Source organism: Streptomyces sp. NBC_01320 (genome assembly GCF_035974375.1).
Lineage (GTDB): Bacteria > Actinomycetota > Actinomycetes > Streptomycetales > Streptomycetaceae > Streptomyces > Streptomyces yanii.
Genome location: NZ_CP108391.1, coordinates 421,236 through 440,819 on the forward strand (window position 1 = coordinate 421,236; position 19,584 = coordinate 440,819).

Annotated in this window: 5 protein-coding genes and 1 pseudogene; 4 read left to right on the forward strand and 2 right to left on the reverse strand. The window is 69.2% G+C overall.

Annotated elements, in window-relative coordinates; all coding sequences use genetic code 11:
• Window positions 1-489 precede the first annotated feature (489 nt).
• Window positions 490-1,959 carry an amino acid permease gene (locus tag OG395_RS57060; protein ID WP_327250034.1) on the forward strand — a complete coding sequence of 490 codons (1,470 nt, stop codon included), beginning with the start codon at window positions 490-492 and terminating at the stop codon, window positions 1,957-1,959.
• On the opposite strand, the gene OG395_RS57065 is transcribed toward OG395_RS57060, so the two are convergent.
• Window positions 1,931-2,392: a hypothetical protein gene (locus tag OG395_RS57065; protein ID WP_327250181.1), complete on the reverse strand. Its 462-nt coding sequence runs from the start codon at window positions 2,390-2,392 to the stop codon at window positions 1,931-1,933. The two genes, OG395_RS57060 and OG395_RS57065, sit on opposite strands and share 29 nt — an antisense overlap.
• Before the next feature lie 41 nt (window positions 2,393-2,433).
• Between OG395_RS57065 and OG395_RS57070 the strand changes: the two genes are divergently transcribed.
• Window positions 2,434-2,610 (forward strand): hypothetical protein, encoded by a 177-nt coding sequence (locus tag OG395_RS57070; protein WP_327250035.1) that lies wholly within the window; start codon window positions 2,434-2,436, stop codon window positions 2,608-2,610.
• A 129-nt stretch (window positions 2,611-2,739) separates the two neighbouring features.
• Here OG395_RS57070 and OG395_RS57075 read toward each other — a convergent pair whose 3' ends face one another.
• Window positions 2,740-18,588 carry a hypothetical protein gene (locus OG395_RS57075; protein ID WP_327250036.1) on the reverse strand — a complete coding sequence of 5,283 codons (15,849 nt, stop codon included), beginning with the start codon at window positions 18,586-18,588 and terminating at the stop codon, window positions 2,740-2,742.
• Window positions 18,589-18,894: 306 nt separating this feature from the next.
• On the opposite strand from OG395_RS57075, the gene OG395_RS57080 reads away from it, so the two are divergent.
• Both OG395_RS57080 and OG395_RS57085 read left to right on the forward strand, forming a co-directional pair.
• A complete protein-coding gene (locus OG395_RS57080) occupies window positions 18,895-18,999 on the forward strand; it encodes a leucine zipper domain-containing protein (protein ID WP_327250182.1) in 105 nt (34 codons plus the stop codon).
• A pseudogene (locus OG395_RS57085) lies at window positions 18,987-19,316 on the forward strand (integrase core domain-containing protein); the annotation flags it as partial. The gene OG395_RS57080 and the pseudogene OG395_RS57085, both read left to right, overlap by 13 nt.
• Window positions 19,317-19,584: the final 268 nt, after the last annotated feature.

Below are 19,584 nucleotides of genomic sequence, written 5' to 3' on the forward strand. Positions count from 1 at the left end.
GGGTGAGGTCGATGCGTCTTGCTGTGCCTTGGCCGGCGATTTTCAGTAAGCGTGAACCCGACCTGCCCTGATTCCGTCATTTGTTTGGTGCCCGGGCAACATGCCGGGCCGCGGGTGCTCGCATCCCGCGAGCTGAACGGAAGGGGCGGCCTGGATGCCCATCTTGGCAAGTGTGTTAGGCGTGCTGCTCGGCGTGAGCTTTGCGGGAGGCGGTGGACGCTTTCGACGCGGTCATTCCCACCGATACCGGCATGGCCTATCACTACGGGTCGAGTCGGTTCACGGTCGATCCTCGGGATCCTCTCGTGCCCGGATTCGTCCTCCGGTGACATCCATGAGGGAACTTCCGATCCTCTCGGCTGATGACGTCGAGCGGGCTCTGACGCGGGGCAAGCAGCAGAAGCAGTAACCCGGGCGCTTCAGGCCGGACTGGAACCGTTCCCGACCAGCCGAAACCGCTTCGTACACCACACCGTAAGGATTCGATCCATGACGCAGACGACTCTGGCAGGGCCGGGCCACCAGCCCGGTGAGCCGGACCGGGCGGACAAGCCGGGCTCCTCCGACGGGCTCCAGGCCGGTCTCAAGAATCGTCACCTCTCGATGATCGCCATCGGCGGGGTGATCGGCGCCGGCCTCTTCGTGGGCTCCGGCGCCGGTATCGCCGCCGCGGGTCCCGCCATCCTGCTGTCGTACGCACTGGTCGGCCTCATGGTCGTCTTCGTGATGCGGATGCTCGGCGAGATGGCCGCGGCCCGACCGAGCTCGGGCTCCTTCTCCGCATACGCCGACCAGGCCCTCGGCCGCTGGGCCGGATTCTCGATCGGCTGGCTGTACTGGTTCTTCTGGGTCGTGGTGCTCGCCGTCGAAGCCACGGCGGGTGCCAAGATCCTGGAGGGCTGGGTGCCGGGCGTCCCGCAGTGGGCGTGGGCGCTGATCGTGATGGTGGTGCTCACCGCGACGAACCTGGTCTCGGTCGGTTCGTACGGAGAGTTCGAGTTCTGGTTCGCCGGGATCAAGGTCGTGGCGATCGGCGCGTTCGTCGTCGTCGGGCTGCTCGCCGTCTTCGGGCTGCTGCCCGGTTCGGACAACCCCGGCTCGGGGCTCGCGCATCTCACGGACACCGGCGGGTTCTTCCCCAAGGGGCCGGGCGCCATCCTCACCGGTGTGCTGATGGTCGTCTTCTCGTTCATGGGCAGCGAGATCGTGACGCTGGCGGCCGGCGAGTCGGAGAACCCGCAGCGCGCCGTCCAGAAGGCCACCAACAGCGTGATCTGGCGCATCGCCGTCTTCTACCTGGGCTCGATCTTCATCGTGCTGACGCTGCTGCCGTGGAACGACGCGTCGATCCTCAAGGACGGCAGCTATGTCGCCGCACTGAACTCGATCGGCATCCCGCACGCCGGCCAGGTGATGGACGTCATCGTGCTGACGGCCGTGCTGTCCTGCCTCAACTCCGGCCTCTACACGGCCTCGCGGATGGCGTTCTCGCTCGGCGGCCGCGGTGACGCGCCGAAGGCGTTCGCCCGGACGAACAAGCGGGGCGTGCCGCAGGCGGCCATCCTGTCCTCCGTCGTCTTCGGCTTCGTCGCCGTGTTCTTCAACTACCAGTGGCCGGACACCGTCTTCCAGTTCCTGCTGAACTCGTCCGGTGCGGTCGCCCTGTTCGTCTGGCTGGTCATCTGCTTCACCCAGCTGCGCATGCGGGGCATCATCCTGCGCGAGTCGCCGGAGAAGCTGGTCGTACGGATGTGGCTCTTCCCGTATCTGACCTGGGCGACCATCGCGATGATCTCGTTCGTGCTGGTCTACATGCTGACCGACGACAGCGGCCGTGAGCAGGTGCTGCTCTCGCTGCTCGTCGCGGCGGTCGTGGTGGCGATCTCGCTGGTACGTGAGGTCCGGCAACGCAAGAACGGAGCGGTCACGGTCACGGCGGACGCGTCCGCCGACGCCTGACCGGGCCGTCCGTGCACAGCACCGCGTCCGTGAGCTCGAAGAGCACGTCCGCTCGGGCGTAGAGGCATTCGTGGAACTCGACCCGAAAGCGGGACTGCAGGCCGAGCGGGAACACCGGCACCAACGCGATGTCTTGGTGGGCGGCGCGCCGTGCGGAGAAGATCGTGTCCGCATGCCGTACGAGGGCTTGTCCCGTCGGGGTGAGCCGCAGTCCGCGGCCGACGCGGATCCAACTCGCGCCCTGTTCACCCATGACGACGGGTTCGGCCAGGTCACGGCCCCGGCGCACGATCAGCCGGGCGGTGACCCGCTCGCTCTTTTTTGCGGCTCGCGAAGGCGGTGTATTGAGTTTCCGGGACCGCTTCACGGCGGCCTGTACCAGCCTCGGCTTCGAGCCCCGGATCAGCGCGACCGTCGACGACACACGCACCATCCAGGCGCTGGTCGCCGCAGGCCTCGACATCAACCTGATGAGTGAACTGGCCCTGCGCGACAACACACCTGGAACTGGTGCACCGGACCCTGCGGGACTGGCCGCTGCGCCGCACCTACGCACTGCTGTGGCCGGATATGGAGCATGTCACGGCCGTTGCCACGGTGCTGCGGAGGTGCGCCGTGCGGCCTACTTTCTGCGTACCGTGGATGGCCTGAGCGGCCCGCACGTTCCGGACGGACCGGGTGGTCCGGAGGGGGCGAGCGGGTCGTACAGTCCCGAGGAGTCGGGCGGTCCCGGCGGTTCTGACGGGTGACGGGTGGCAGCTGACGGCCGGATGCGGGTCGTCACCTGCCGGGAGAACCATCCTCCGCCGGGTGTGGCCTGGACCGTGTGTCATCCGGGTTCGTGTCCGTGCTCCCGGTCGCCGCCGTGCCGCACAGGACCTCGAACACTGTCTGAGTCAGGGAGGTCCCTGGCGTGGGTGACGCCGGCACCGGCTCGGCCGCGGACGCCGACGTGGCTTCGGGCATGGGCGTGGGCACGGGTGCGGGGGCGGTGGGCACGGCCGGCAGGAAGTGCAGTGGGCTGTCCGTGATGTGCATCAGCGTGACGGGTGTACCCTCCTCGGGTCCCATCACACTGACCCACCCGTCGGGTTCGACGAGGGTAAGGCGCAGCCCGAAGCGCTCGGCCGCGAGCCACGGCGTGACATCGCCGGCCAGATTGGCGAAGTTCTTGTGCTTGCGGATGTCAGCGGCGAGCCGCCTCACGGACGTGTCCGTTGCCTCACCGCCAATGTGGTCGGCGTACCTGTCCTGATGGGTGGTCAGCTCCTCCGCCGTCTGTGCGCGCATCGTCGCGATCAGCTCGTCCATGCCGGTCCGGTCGGTCGCGCCGGTGCGCTGTCGCAGCTTGTCCCCGGCGACCTCCAGCAGCGCCCGGAAGAAGCAGTCGCCGTCGCCGTAGACGTCGCGTGGGGCGAGCCGCAGCGAGTCGAGATGAGCCCACTGGTACGCCGTGAGCAGCCGGTGCCCGCCGTCGTACCGGGGCACGGGGCGGTCCGTCACGAACGTCGTCGGGTCCGGTTCGGGGTCGGTCTCCGGCGATGCCTGCTGCTCGGCTGGCTCGGCCTGCTCTGCCTTATGGTTTTGCTCCGCCGATTCGGGATGAGGGGTCTGCTCGGCCTGTTCCGTCCGACGACTCTGCCCGGTTCCCTCCGGCTGCTCGGTCCGCTCGGTTCGACCTGTCTGATCGGACAGGTCGGTTTCGGGGGGTGTCTCGGTCGTGCGGAACAGGACGTCTCCGGCGACCCAGCGCGCACCTTGGGGGCCGTGGACCTCCAGCAGTGCGACGGCGCGGACCCGGTGGCCGACCAGTCCTTCGCCCTTGGCGTTGGCCATCGGAGTGCCGATCCGCAGCAGTTCACGGCGTTGGCTGGAGGAGGTGGCGTTCTGGCCGAGCGTGGCGTGGTCGCCCGCGACCGGGACGGTCGGCCCCCCGCGGTCGGCGGAGCTGTAGCTGTACCGGGAGGAGTGGTTGTAGCCGAGGCTCGGCGTGATGGTGTTGTCCGCCTGCGTCTGGAAGCCGTCCGCGGACAGCTCGATCCGGTCGATGGCAGTGTCCTTGCTGGTCACCTCCGTACGCGGCGAGTACAGAGTGATCTTCGCCGAGATGCCGGTGCCGCCCGGGTGACCGAGGAAGGGCGCGACGGCTGCGGGCTCCAGCCGGGTGAGCCGGTTGCTCTGTGCCAGAGTCGTCAGGCGGATGAACATGCCCTCGGCCGACATGGTGGTTTTCGGTCCGGACGTCCCCTTCAGAGAGTGGTCGACGGCTCGCAGCGCCTCACCCAGCTCGTGTACGCCGCCGAAGTCGTAGATTTCGATCGGCCGTGGGGGCACCCAGGCCGGACCGGACAGCAGGGCGCGCAGGTCCGCCGGGACTTCCATCTCCACGGCCATGCTGCTGGCCGCGGGCGCCGGGCGCGGTATGGACGGATCGGTCTCGAAGACGGCCGGCCTGACGGACGCGGCGCGCCGCTCGCCCTCGTCCGGTGCCTCCGAGGCGTTGAACCGCAGCACAGTGGTGGCCGGTTCCACCTCCCGGCGCCCGGTCCGGGGTGCAGGCAGGACGTCGGCTCGCGTGCGGGGCAGGACGAACACGTCCTTCGCCAGGTCCAGACCGGTGCCGATCACGTTGATGAGACGTCCGAAGAGGGACTCGGTCAGCGGGCGCGAGGAGACGCGCACCTCGTACTCGTACGGTACGGAGAACTCGGTGGTGTTGCCGAACGTGCGCTGCCAGGAGCGCATTTCACGGCTGGAGTTCTGAGCGTCCAGCCGGTTGCTCTGCCGTGCCAGGCTCAGCGTGGGCCGGGCCTGCTCTCCGTCGCGCTCGCCGAGCGGCGAGAAGTCGGCCTGCATGCCGAAGGTCCGGGTGCTGCTGGTTCGGGTGGCGCCAGGGACCTCCAGTGCGGTGCCGTCGCCGTGGGAGTGGCCGAAGACGTTGTCCATGCCGGACGTCGCCGTCACCCGCTTGCCGCGCCGCGCCGACAGGTCTTGGCAGGGGGCCGGCCGCGCGACGAGCGCCACCTCGACCAGCCGGGGTCCGAGCCAGGAGCGGTGGACGAAGTGGAAGGCGGTGTGCCCCCTGGGCCCGGCGTTGACCAGGGCACGCAGGCCGAGGCTGGTGGCGTGCTCGTTGATCCGGGTCAGCACCCCGGGCACGTAGGCGGCGTGACCCGGCGTGGTGACACCGGGCGCGTCCTGCTGAACGAGGCGGTGGATGCGCCGCTGGAACGAGCCGCGGCCGCCGGCCGTGTGGACCTCCGTGACCGCGCCCGCGCCGATGGTGCCGCCGCTGTCGATGTACCACGACGGCAGGCGGTGGTTCGATGGGTTGGCGGGCAGGGACGTCTGACCGGCCTCGGCGACCAGCGCCGCCAGGTCCGGGTGGTTCTGCGGGTCGTTGTCGACCAGCAGGAACTCCACGCCCTCGGGCAGTTCGACGACGCGGGTTCGGTCCAGGCCGCCCTGTCCCGGGGCGACGGTGCCGCTCACCACGTTGCGCGCGCCGCTGCGGACGGTCACCACGTAATGGGCCTTCGCGGTGAAGCGGTACGCGGGAGTGGTGTCCTCGGTGGTGACGCGGAAGACACCGGTGTTGTCATTGACGGTGACGCCGTCCGTACGCGCGACGCGTGCCTGGAGGCCACCCTGGGGCTCGAAGGCACTGTTCCTCCCTCCGTAGCGGCCCGCCAGGGACAGGCCGCCCTGATGGCCGGACTGCCTGTTCTCGGTGGAGGCGGAGGCGTCGGTGGACTGCAGCCAGCGTTCCGCGTCCAGCTTCGGCGGTTGCGGCAGCACCCGCACGTCGGTGAGGTACCCCTTGACCTCGATGGTGAAGTCCGTGCCGGCCAGCGCGCCCGGAGTGGCGGCACTTTCGATGACGTAGGAGTCGCGGAAGATCCGCAGCGCGTTGGCGGACAGGTGGTGCGGAGAGAGCGCGGTGTCGGCGACCTCGTTCGCCAGAGACTCGCGGTCGGTGGCGGGCTCGCCCACCGCGGCGCGCCACACCCAGCGCCCCGCGTCGGCCGTCCGGCCGCCAACCCAGTGCGCGCTGCCGGCGATGAGGCCGCCCGTGGCCCGCAGCAGCGACGAGGGCCACCAACGGGCGGCCGCCTGCGGCACCGCAGGCGCCCCCACCGCGCCCGTTCCGTCGGCGTCCGTACCTGCAGTGGCCGGGGTGCGTGTGGCGAGGGCAGGCGGCGGTGGACCCGTCGTGGTGTCCTGGGCTTCGAGGTCGTCCCGGTTCTCCCCGTCCTCCTCGACCCACCCGCCCGGGGTGGGCGGCATGACGTACCGCTCGGCCTGCTCCGTCGCTTCGCGCTCGATGTCCTTGATCATGTCCAGGACCTCGCGGCGAAGGTCGGCGCTGCCATCGACACGGTCGAGCCAGGCCGTCTCCGGCAACCGCAGAACGCCCTCCTGGAGGGTGCGCCCGGGATTCGGCAGGTTGAGCATCCGGTCGTCCTGGTGGCGGTGGTCGCGGACCTCCGCCGGGCCGGGGCGGGGAGCGCAGGAGGGGCGGTCGAGCGTGCGGTAGGTGGGCACTGCCAGGCGTACGCTGCCGTCCGCGCTGCCCGGTTCGGGGTTCGGGCCGTGGCTGTCGGAGATCTCCATGCGGTAGGTGACCGGGACGGAGAACGCCTGGATGCCGTTCTCGGTGGGACTGAGCATGTAGTACTCGTGGCCGGTGCCCGCGCCGGCCCCCGTGATCCTCGTGGTCTGCGACGTGTACGAGTACTGCGGCCGGATCTGCCGCAGCCGCTGGTCGCCGTTGACATCGAAGGGGTTGCTGACTGCGGCGTCGCCACCGACGTTCCAGGCGAAGGGCGTGCTCTGGAACTGCTCGTCCCCCGTGATCGTGGACCCGGTGTAGTTCAGCGTCTGGATCTTCGGGAAGGTGCGCTGGTGGTCGACGCCCGTGTTGGCGTCCTGGCCGATGTAGCGGCGCTCGGCGACCAGGCGGACGGAGACGCGCCGGGTGCCGAGGGGGCCGGGCAGCTCGAACCATGTGGTGTCGCCGCCCTCGACCATCTCGTCCAAAGCAGAGCGCAGGCCCAGCCGGGAGCGCATCTGGTCCAGCTTGCGTAGGTTGTTCAGCCGCTGCGTGCGGGCGGCCTGTTCGGTCACCCTGTCCCACTGCCGTGGCCCGGGCCGGTCGGAGGGCAGCAAGCCGTTGTCGCGCAGCCACCGTTCGGCCTGGTCGAACAGGAGCTCGGTGCCGGAGACTTGGAGCGGGGTGGTGGACACGCCGAGCTGCTTGAGGTGCAGTACCTCCGGCGGCAGATAGCGCGTCTGGACCGGCATGTGGCCGAGGGCGTCGAGCGAGGGGACAAGCATGTCCACCGGGTACTGTCTGCAGTCGGCCAGGGGCGATCCGGTGGCGGGGGAGAGTGGTGCGCTGTCCGGGCGGACGAGGGTGACGTGCAGCTGCATCCGGGGCGTGACGTTGAGCAGCGGGGTCCCCGTCCGCAGCGAGTGGGCGATACGGGCGCTTCCCCCACTGTTCAGGGCGTGCGCGAACTGGTGCTGCGCGCCGAACTGGAACGTGAGCTGTCCGCCGATCGGCTCCACGCCGGTGAGCGTGTCGGGGGCGCCGGCCGCGAAGCCGAAGGTGACCGATAGGTTGAGGCCGGCGCCGTTGCTGATCTGGGCGTTGCCCTGCATGCGCATCGAGCGCAGGACGTACGTCTCCAGTACCGAGCTCGCCGTGGTGGGGCCGGTGATGGTGTTGCCGCTGGTCAGCTCCGCGCTGATCCGCAGATAACCGATGGTCTCGCCGGAGGCGGTGTAGAGGGTGGGGGAGGCGACCGAACCGCCCCACGCCTGCGGCAGGTTGCCGCGGTGGTTGCCCTCACCGAAGAACTCGAACAGCTCCCGGCGGGAACCGTCCGACAGCGAGGCGAACTGGTCGGCGAACGAGCGCAGCACGTCGGCGAAGAGCACGTCGTGGTCCGCCAGGGCCTTGGGGCCGAACAGCGGCATCTCGTCCAGCAGCCGGTCGAGCGGTGCGGGCACGGTCTCCGGCCGCGCGGGGTCGGCGTCGGGCAGTTTTTCTGAGGTGGACAGGTAGGTGGGGAACCACACCAGCAGGTTGTCCGGCGTGCCCGGGACGGACTCCCATCCGAGGTCGGGCAGCGTGCCGAGCGGCGACCCGATCGGCACGTCGTTGCGCCGCAGTTCCCAGTTCATCGCGTAGTCGAACGGCCAGTGCCGGCCCTTGCTGCGGATCAGCACCATCGGCTGGACCGTCGTCCCGACTGTTACCGAGGTCGTGAGCTGGTTGTACGTGAGCCTGATCTGCGGCGTGAGGGTGATGCGGCGCAGCGGCCCCTTGTCCACCGTCCACGTGTGGGAGAAGGGATGTCCGAAGCCGCGCAGATCGCCGCTGCCGCCGGTGTCACCGGCCTCGTTGATGCCGAAGGTCCAGCGCTGGATGCTCACCGGCGGGCCGTCGGGCATGGGATCGAGCTGCTGGGGTGAGGGGCCGAGGGCGGTGAGGCCGAGGCGGAGCGAGACGGGATGCCGCTGCCTGCGGTAGGTGACGTTGAGAGGCAGGCCAGCGGTGCTGAACAGCCGAGCCCACTCGGCGGACAGCAGGCGTGCGGTCAGGACCCGGCGCACCGCGGCGCGGAAGGTGGGGTCGGGACCGCGGCCGTCCTCCACCAGCTCGATGGACCGCTCCTGCAGCCACTCGACAGTCGCCTGCGGAACGGGCGTCACGTGGGCGAGCTCCTGCGCACCGTCACGACGCGTACCGAAGCGCAGTACGGGTGTGCTGAGCAGACGGGCGGGTGCGCTGACCACGGGGGCGGGGGCCGGTTCCGGATCGGACTCGGGCAAGGGAGCTGGATCCGGAACGGGGGTGGAGGGCTGCTCGGATTCGGGGATGAGGGCGGAGGCAGGTTCGGGTTCAGGCTGGGGGATGGCCTCAGGGCGCTGCCCCCGCTCGGAGACGTCGTTGATGGGTGGGGTGACGACGATGGTGGGCAGCTCCTCCAGCGGTGGTGTGACCGTGATCGTCGGTATGGGGGTGGGGGCAGGGAGAGACGCGAAGGCTGCCGGGGTGGTGGCCTCGGTGTCGGGCAGGGGGGTGGCTACTGCAGGCCCGCCCGAGGGAGCGGCCGGGGTGTGGGGTCGGAATGGCGGTCGGAGTCTGACGGGGGTCTGGTACTCGCCCAGCCACATGGTCGGGTGCTCGCCTACAGCGGCCGGGGTGTCGAAGTCCAGCCACGCGGCGGCTGCGGCGGGCAACCTGACTTGGTGCCAACTGTCGCCATCGGCACGATGGAGAGTGAGCGTGACTGCCTTCGAGGCGAGTTCGGGCCACTGCGCGATGAACGCGAGGGCCGCTTCCCACAGCAGATCCCGTTGCGGATGTCCGTGCAGTGCTTGGTCAGCCGCCGTCAGGTGAAGATCGCCATCGCGGTTGTACAAGTCGCGTACCAGGGACTGGATGAGTAGTTGTGCGGTGCGCAGCGTCTCGGGATGTCCCGGCGCAGGGGCGCCTTGCGGCGCGGGCTCCGGCTTGTCGAGCCAGGTCAGGGCGCTCGTGGCGATCACTCCGGGCAGGCTCGGGTAGTCCGCTGGGTCGATCCCGATCCGTAGCGCCACGCTGTTGAGGACTGCGGTGTTCCGGCGGATCCTGCCCTGGGGAGTGGCGAGGTATGTGCTGTCCGCGGAGTGTATGTCCGGTGGCATCAGGTCGCGCTGGCTCTTGCTATAGCGCTTTTTCATCTCGTCGAGGTAGACAGCGGCGAAGGGATGGTTCATGGACATCGCCAGCGAGGAGTTGCCTATGCTGCCGGTGTTTTTGTCGTGGTCGATGGCGTATCCCTCGCGGGAGTCCAGCACCTCGGTCAGAGACGACGGATCGTGGAACGCGTTGTCGCCGTCGAGGTATACGCCGCCGAAGCGGCGCGTGACCTCCAGACGGAGGATGTCGCTGGCCGCCGCGTGTCCGGGGCCGGTCTGTTTGGCGCTCTCGGCCTTGTAGAACTCGTGCAGGAGCATGGGGGATTGCGCGTTGAACACCTCGTCGACGTTGACGACGACGATATTCCGCGGAGCCGCCCAGCTCAGCATGTTGCCCACGTCGGCGAGACGGGGGCTGTCCCAGGCCTGCCCAAGCGCTTTGGCGCGGTCGAAGTCAGCGCGTGGGATGTCGGTCCACAGGACGAACTGCAGGTCCCTATAGTTGCTGGCCGTCCACTCCAAGCTCTCACGGAACAATTGCGCCTGGCCGCCCAGCCAGATGTAGTGCAGGAGGGCGGGGGTCTCCGTTGTGGCGGGCAGGGGCGGCAGGTCGGCCCTGCCCGCCCAGGCCCTCAGCTCGGGGTCAGACCTCTCGGTCACCCACACCCGTTCGTCCTCCGCCAGCTTCGCCGGGGCCATCTCGGTGTGCGACGGCGCCTCCAGCGCCACGTCCAGCCGCCGGAGGAACGTGATGGCCTGTCCCCCTGCCAGCGACGTGAAGTCGTGTCCGGCCAGGAAGCCGGGGGGCGGTGCCGGCCAGCGTGTACCGAACAGGTCCGGGCCAAGGAGATAGGTGTCCTCTTCCGGCCGCCTCACGTGGGGCGGGGCGATCACCGACGCGCGCAGGTCCGCCAGCAGCTCGTCCGCGCTCCTATACGGGGCCGCCGGAGGCCGGGCGCCCTGGCCGCCCGGAACCGGGCTTCCCCCTCCCGGCGTCCGCGGCGCCCCGCCCCGCAGACCAGCCGGCCGGCCGGAGAGGAGGATCTGCGCGATCGCCTCGCCGCGTTGCCGAAGCGTCCCTCGCAGCAGGTGGGAGGGCAACTCGTCGTGCAGCTGGTCCTGTGCCGTGGGCTGATCGAGGTCGGTTTGCTGGCTGCTGGTCGGGGCGGGGTCGACGGAGGCGCTGCTGTCCGCCTGGGGCTCGGGGGCGGCGGGGTCGGGTCCTGCACCGCCGTTTCCTGGCCCCTGTGGCCCGGGGCCGCCCCTGCCCGAACTGTCGGGGCCGGAGGCGTCAGGGCCCTTCGGACTGGGCCCGTCGCCCGCTGGTCCGTCGTTTGCTGAAATGTCGGGGTCCGGGCGGCCCTTCTCGCGAACCAGGAGGTGTTCGTAGCGCTCTCCGGTCAGTGAGTTCTGCCGCAGCTCGCGGTGGAGGACGTCCAGCACCGCGTCGTCCGCGTAGCGTGCCTGGCCCATACGGGCGAGGTCCGTGAAGCTGGAAATGTCCCTGGCCGAGGAGTCGGCCACCTCCACCAGCACGAGGTGGTGGCCAGTGGGCCGGGGCCCGCCCGCGGCCATCGTGTTGAGCGCTGTTGGCTGGTTGAGCGAGCCGGGCTGGAACCGGGCAACGGTGATCGTGTCCGGGGCGGGCGCATCGCCGTCCGGCGGGCCGGGCGCCCAGGTGCCCCACCACACGGGCGCGGCCACAGCCGGAAGGGCACGCAGCGCCCGTGCCGCCATCGCGAGGTGTGCGGGGATCTGAGCCTGGACGGTGCCGACGAGCTCGCCGGCGCGCCGCAGCAGGGCCATGACGGCGGGATCCGTCTCGCTCAGCGTGCCCTCAGCAGTCAGTGCAGCAGTGGTCTGCTCGGCCTGGCTCTGGAAGGCAGCGTCGCGCATCAGCAGTGTGGGCCATGTCCCGTCGGCGCCAATCCCGCCCAGTACCGCGGAGCGGATCTGCTCGGCTAGCCGCGTACGGCCTCGCGCACCGCCGGTAAACCTCGTGTCGAGCAGCTGGGCATCCGCACCAGCCAGCAGGCGCAAGGCTGCCGCCTCGTGGCTGGACAGGACCTGGCCGTCGGTGGCCGGGAGGGCAGCCGGACCCGCCAGATTTCCGTATGCCGCCAGGTGCGGCGGAATCAGCCGGTCAAGCAGCTCGCCCGGGTTCAACGAGCGGGGGGCGTACACGCGGTCCACCCACTCGTACAGGTGCGCGGCGTCGGCGGCCACTGCCGCCGAGGCCGCCACTGCCTGCTTACTGTCGAACACCACGTTGGCGGCTTCCATCACGGCATACAGCGATGCCGTGTTGTCGGGCAGCAGCCATGCGGTGACCGCGCTCACGATCGCCGCCCTGCCCCTGACGGGGGCGTGCTGAAGGAGCCGCTCGTAGGCATGGAAGAGGTCGAAGGACAGCCGCTGCTGGTCAAAGATAATGACCAAGCCGCGCTCGTCCTGGTCCATCTCGACCGTCTGGGGGCTCAGTGACGTGGTGTCGCTGAGCAGATCCGGGCTCTTCCCCAGAAGTCCGTGGCTGACCGCCGTCATCAGCTCGTGCAGCGTCACGCCCGAGTTCTCGTCTAGCAGGCGGTCGAACGCGGCCGGATAGTCGATCGTCTCCGGGGGGTTGGGGGCGAAGAACTTCCCCCTGGCCGCGTCCGGGCCGCCCAAGGTGTTCTGATAGGCGTCGAAGGCCCAGCGGATGACGTCCCTGACATCCCCGAGTGTGCGCGGGTCGGCGGCGAGCACGCGGCCGAGCGCGTCCTCGTACCGCCGAGCCAGTTCCGGCCAGTCCGAGGCCGCGTACACGCTGGCCCACACCGACTGGTCTGCCGGGCCCGGGGGCGACTGACCAGCAGACCCGGACCGCTCTCCGGGGCGGCGGACCTGCCACGTCGCCTTGGGCTCGTAGAGTCTCTGGCGCAGAAGTAGTCTCTGCCCATTGTCGTCACCAACGAACACGTCATCGGGCGTTCCGTAGGTGACGCGACCGACGCGGTCTGCCACCTGCTGAATGCCCGGCCCAGCGCCCAGATGGCACGACTGAAGCACTAGCTCCGTCTCAGGCGGTATCTGCTGATCGCGCAGCACGTTACGAAGGTAGACGCCCGCCTCGTAGAGGCTGACACTTCTCAGACCCGCGGGAGAGACGGTGACGACGTAGGCGGGTCTGCCGTGCGCGGCAAAGTGGTAGACATTTTCGCCCCACGGCACCGGCTCGTCCGGATCAGTGCTGCGATCGTCACCGCCGCCGGGCCGAGGCCAATAGGTGTGGTAACTCTGCGCGTCGGGCAGTTTGCGGAGCGGCCGCCCCATTTCGAACCAGTCCCGCTCGTGCAGGCTGGCCTGACCGACCAGGCGGCCGTCGCCGACGATGGGTCGGGTGATGATCTCCCGCTGCCACAGCTGCCGGTGCAGCGGGGCGGCGACTTCACGGACCCTTATGTAGGCATACGGCTGCCCGCTCGCGTCCAGACGCCTCTCTCGCGCGACGACCTCGAAGGTCACCGGGTCGGCATAGCGGACTGTGCCCTCGCCAGGAATGCGGGAGAACGGAGAGATGTCGCGACCGGTGGCATGCTCCGCCTCCCATATGACCGGGTGGCCGTCCGCGCCCCGCGCCAGCGCTTGGGCGCGCGCGGTCTCGAAACGCGTCGTCGCCCAGTGAAAGCGCGGCAGGGTCAGACGTGCACCCTCAGCCGGGGAATACGTCTCCTGGCTGCTCCAGTACACGGCGGACGCGACGGGCGGCAGCATGCCCAGCGCCTCGGCCGCCATCTCCCGATGCTCCCCCAGCGCTTCTGGCTCTTCCCCGAGTACCTCGGCCAGCTGCTCGGCACGTTCCGTCAGCGCCCGCCGCAGCTCGGTCAGCGCAGTCCCGGGCTCCCCGGGCGTCGCCTGGTCGGCAAGTTCCCCAATCTGGCGGGTCAGTTCCCGGAACCGCTCGTCGCGCAGGAACAGCAGCGGCAGCAAGGACCGCAAGTCCCCTTCTGGTGAGCGGTCAGCCGCTGCGAAAGCGTCCTTGACCACCACGCGTGCCCGCACCGTCAACAGCCGTCTGCCCTCCTCGCCGCGGCCGAAGCGTTCGCTGAGAAGCCAGGCGTCGGGGCCACTAATCAGATACAGCGCGTGAACATAAGCAGTTTTGGTGTTCTTCCGGAGAAGTTCGATGTCGTCGTGGTGGAGCAACCAGTCATGCAAGGCCTGGCGCCTCCCACGCCAGACGGAGTGGAACTCTGACGACACCGGCCCGCGAAGGTCTATCCGGGCGATCACGGCCGCATCAGCGCCTTCGCCGGTGACGTCCGAGGTCAACCATGTCGTCCGAGCCAAGTACATCCGTTGGTGTGGCGGTATGAGCGACTCCTCGAGCGCTGCCCTTTTGTCGACCTTGATCCGCTGCCGGACGTCTGAATTGTCCAGCAGCCCGTGTGGGTCGAGGTTGCCGTCCGCCCAGCCGTGCAGGCGCACGGCGTCGATCCGGGAGAGGTCCGGTTCGGTCACGTCCCGCATACCGGCCTGGTGCGACGCCTCGAGGATGTCAAACAGGGAGTGTTCGCCCAAGGGCAGCAGCCAGCCCATCAACGCCTGGCGGAACAGCAGTTGGTCGCTGCCTGGCACGTTCAGCCATTGGTGGGCTGCGACCAGCCACTTGACGACGGCCGCCGTGTTCGGCCCGACGCGGAGGCCACGCCGGTCGCGCATCTCAGCCAACCACTCGGTGTCACGCGCCCGGGCCAGCTCGGGGCGGGACGCCATGGCGGCTCCGGCGCGGATACCGGCCCCTCGGCGCGAGGACCACAAGCGGCGGATGGTGGAGGGCAGAGCGGTGATGTACTTGAACGCCCGCTTCCCTCGCGCCCGCGGCCTTTTCTCGTGGCCGCTCAGCACCCCGCTGAGCGTGTAGTGATGGGACGGGTTGGCGTACGCGGCGTTGGCGAACGCCGTCATCAGCTCGGACAAGCTCGCGTCCGAGTGCTGGTCGAGCAGCCTGCGCATCGCCTGCTGCGTGTCGGCACCATCCCGATGCTCAGGGAAGAACGCCTGACGGGCCTTGACCAGCCCGTGGCGGGAGGTCAGGTGGGCATACAAGCGGCCGACGGCGGCACGGGCGTGCTGGATGACCACCGGTTCTTTGGCCAGGACCCAGCCGATCGCCTTCTCGTGCTCCTCATTGTATTGCTGCCATTGCGGCATGCCGTAGTACGCACCGAAGCGCGGGGTGAACGTCTCCTCCGGGAGGTTCGTGCCGTGGGGTCGAAGGGAGTCGACGTTCGGGGGCGATATGGCGGAGCTTCTGCGAGACTTCACCGATCCGACGGGTTCGTCTGCGGACGCGGCCGGCTGCGGGAGCTCCGCTGGCACGGCCGGCACGGCAGGCACGGGGGTGTGGTCGGAGAGGGGCTTACGGTCCGCCGCCTGGGCCTCTGGGAGCGGCGGCTGCGGCGCCGTCTGCGGGAGGGTGGGCTCTACGCTCGTCGAAGCTGGCGCTGGGTGCGGAGCCTGTGTGGGTGCCACCCAGGCCGCGCTCTGCCCACCGTCGTCGCGGCCGACGGACCGCGCCCGGGCACCGTCCGCGGCGGAGGCGACAACTCGTTTGACCGTGCTGAGGAAGTTAGTGGCGGCAGTGTTGCTGTTGTTCCAGCCGCGGGGTGGGTACGGCGTTGTGTCGGGGGTGGTCCCGCCTGCCGTGTTGCGGAGGCCCGTGGTATCGCGTGTGGTGGCGGACTTGCTCCGGGGGTGGAAGGTGCGCCAGGCGGTGGGTTTGCCGTCGGCGTCGTATTGCAGGTGGACGCGTGGGTCGTGGTCTTCGGACCCGATGAAGGTCACCTCGCCGGCGGGTGCGTTGACTGTCCAGCCGGTGATGTCCGCGATGGTCTGGGCGTCGGGCTGTGTGCGGTTGGCGGTGGTGGGATCCGCTCCTGCCGTGCAGGACAGCAGAGTGATCTGCTTGAAATCCGACAGGTCGTTCTTGAATGTGTCCAGTTCCCGGCCGAGTTCCTCCGCGGTCCAGACCCTGCTGCGGCCGTCCGGCCCGACGACGTGGAATCCCTTGGTGTCATGGTGGAGCGCCAGGAAGAAGGACTCCCCGAACCCTTGCGGAAGGTCCCGCCACTCACCGACCTTCTGCTTCTGGTCGTCCAGCCGCCACTGCACATAACTCTTCTGCGCGGCGAGCTTGCCGTAGACGTCCTTGCGGTCCTTGAGGTCATTGGCGTTGAAGGACATCACGCCGATACGCCGGCCGCTGGAGTCGGTGATCTCCTGCGCCACCGCTTCGGGGGCGTCCCACCGGGACTTCGCCCGCCCGCCACCGGACGGGTTCGGCGACGGGGGCGCGGCCTGGGACTGCCGGGAACGAGAACGCGGAGCGGGTTCGCCGTCGCCTCCCGCGGCGCTCTGTCCCTGGGCCGGCAGCGCTCCACTGCGTGTGGCTATGGTGACCGGTTCCACCACGATCCGTGGGGGCGTGCTCCCCACGGACGGCCCCGTGACGCCTGGGGCGGCCTGCGGAGCCGGCCCACCGCCGGCCGTGCCTATCGCCGCTGCGCGTGTGGTGGCCGTGGCACTGGACGGTGCGACGGTGGTCCTCGTGCCGCCGCTGGCCGTGGGCGTCCCGGTACCGGACTGGCCGTCCGGCCTCTGCAGGCCGGAGGCCAGAGCCGCGGCGGATGGCGGTCCGACGGACGGCACTGGTGCCGAGGCGGTGCTCGCCGCCGCGGTGCTGCTCCCGGTCGCGGTGGTGTCCACGGTTGCCTGCGCAACCCCCGTCCCCGTCTCCGTTCTGGTTCCGGTCCTGGCCGGAGTTGGGGTGGGGGGTGCGCCCTGCGCAGGAGTGGCCAACGTGGCCTGCGATGGGGTCGCAGGGGTGGACGTGCTCTGGGCCGGAGCGACCGGCTGGCCGGGGGTGGCAGGGGTGGAGGTGAGGGGAGCGACCGGGGTGGCGGAGGCGCTCGGGGCTGGAGTGAACCCGGGCTCGGCCGTGTCGGCGTCTTCCTGCCCTTGGAGGGCAGCCGTGTCCACGTCCGTATCCACGCCCTGGGCGTCGGCGGTGTCCGTGGCTGTGTCCACGTCCTGGGTGTCCTGCGGGCCGGTCTCGCGTTCGCCGTCCTGTTGCGGGGCGGCCGGTTGCCGGCGCGTCTCAGGGTCTGTCGCAGAGACCGGGTTGCCGGTGCGAGACAGTTCCGCGGAACCGGCGCCGGGCGAGACACCAGGAGTGCCGGACAGCGTCGGCGTGTGCAACGTGCTGGTGCCCACCGGGGTGTCCTGGCCAACTCGATGCGAGCCGTCGAGCACGTTCTCGGGCCCGTCCTGCGGCTGCACACGCTCGACCGTGCTGTCCTGGGCCCCAGCCCGGCTCGGCACCGGACTACGAACCTCGCCGTCCACCCCGGTCGAGCCCCCAACCCCCGCCCTGCCGCCAGCCGGCCACGACTCCTGGCCTGCGTCCGTGACCCCGGGCAGGGAGGACCTGTCGAACATACCGGTCGCACCGACGGTCCCATCGACACCCGCCGCCGGCACCCCCGCACCCCTCACAAACCCCGAACCCGAATCCGTACCGCTGCCCGGCGCAGGCACGAAATCGCCCTCGACATCGCTGAACGAGGACCCATCGCTGACAACGCTGAAAACCGAGGCCCCGTCGCTCAAGCCGCCGGCGTCGCTGAAAACCGACGACTGGTCGCTCAAGTCGCCGACATCGCTGGAGACCGACGACTGGTCGCTGACATCTATCACATAGCTGAGGTCGCTGGGGAACGGTGGAGCATCCGTCAGGCCACCGGCACCACCCGGCAGGGATCCCGCAGTCGCAACCCCGCCGAACCCGCCCTCCGATCCCAACTGGCCCGGAATTTCGGGGTCTTCCGGCACCGGCGGAACCACAAGCGCATCCGGAGACGACAGCGTCACGACCGGCCGTCTTGAATCCGGAACACCCAGACTCACACCTCCGCCGGCACCCAACAACTCGGGCGACACCCGGAACTGTCCGCCCTCCCAGTCCCCTACCGCCAACGGATGACGGCTGTTGTCCCGCACCGCGTCCGCCACATCGACCACACCCGGCTTGCCACCGAAAGAGCTGTCGTTCAGCGAAGTCTTCTGGAAAAACTGGTGATACAGCCCCAAACCGGCCGCACCCACCGCGATCTCCGCGCCGGCTGTCAGCCCACCACTCACCCCCGACATCCAAAAATCCCGGCCACTGACTGCGAACCGCCCCTCGAAGATCAGCTTGTCCATCCCCATGGCGAACACCTCAGCCTGACCCTCGTTCACAAAAGCGAACGGAACCTCTGAGCCCTCCTTCAGCCAGTGCCGGTCCTTGAAATGCTTCGCGACATACTTCCCGTACACCTCGCCCAGCGCACCCCCGAACACGCTGGCGATGAACCCGACAAGCGCCGACCTGCCCACGTCCTGCCAGTCGAACTTCGTCCGACGCCGATCCGGACTGTCCGGCACCGTCATCGACAGGAACTGCGCGAAGAACGACGTGAACGCCTCCTCAAACGCCTCCAGCACTGCCGTGAACGGCATCGGCGCAGCACGCCCCAACCGCTGCATCGCCAAAATGATCGACAACGCCGTACGCGCCCGCACCATCGCCGCCTCGGCAAACGACGTCCCCCCCGTGAACACCGACAACGCCGCGATCAACGCCAACTCGAGATTCATCAAAGAGAACTCGATCAAAATCTCGTACTTGCCCTCGGCCAGCTTCCGCGAACGGTCGACCTGCCGCTCACCCGTCCTCTCCAGCTCATCCGCCAGCCGGAACAGATGGTTCACACCGTTGTCATCGACGAACAGCCTCATCGCCCCGACGAACTGGTCCCCCACCGCCGGGGGCATCGAATACCCCACCTGCGCGATCGCACCCTGCATCGCACCCGACAACGCCCGCAGATCACCCGCCAGCTTCTGATACGGCAACCGGCTCTCATACCCCAGGTCCTCATCCCCCGACGCCACACTCGCGCCAACCCAAACCTCAAGAAACTCCCTGAAGGCCCGAGAGAACTCAATCGCCATAACCGTCATTCCCTGCGCCGAAAGCGCTGCCGCAGCCGATCACCGTACGATGCGCCACCTCGTTTCCGGGCGGCGCAACAACCCGCCTAGCTGTTCTGACCACGGAGGTTGGTGACAGATTCCACAGCTTGGGGATCTTGAACGAGTGAGGGCCTTCCAGGTTCGGTGTGGATTGCGACATCGACACTGAACGATCAGAAGGCCCGCATGCCCCACCGTAATGCACCGCTGACCGAAACCGGCCGTCTGCGTCTGGCCCGCTGTGTCGTCGACGACGGGTGGCCGCTGCGCCGTGCTGCCGAACGGTCCTGACCGACAACGGCTCCTGATACAAGTCACATCTCTGGAGCAACACCCTTGTCCAGAAAGGGATTTCACACAAGCGCACGCGACCGTACCGGCCCCAGACCAACGGCAAGGTCGAGCGCTTCAACCGCACCCTCCTCGACGAATGGGCCTACGCGAGGCCCTATCGATCCGAGGCCGAACGGCGCGACGCCTACCCACAGTGGCTCCACACCTACAATCACCACCGCGGACACACCGCGCTGGTTCGGGCTATCCCGCGTCCTATGCGCGAGCAGGCCCACGCCGGATTCCTCCCCGGAGTCACCAAGTCGTCCTCGTGATTGTCCCGCCCGGGCGGCGGATCTCGCGGAACGTGGCCGCCGCAGGTCGCTTCCCCGTGTGGGCGAGCGTCAATGCACCCGACGGTCTTCCAGAGGAGCCGCGCTCATCCCTTTGTCGGCAGCGCGGCGGCTGCCAGTTGCGATGGCTTCGGCGGTAACACCATGGACACTGGCAGCAGATGCGGAGTGGAGCGCGACCGGGGCGCGCAGCGCGGGGACGGTCCGCGCGGTGGGGAGGGGCAGCGAAGTGAAGCTTCCCCTTGATGTT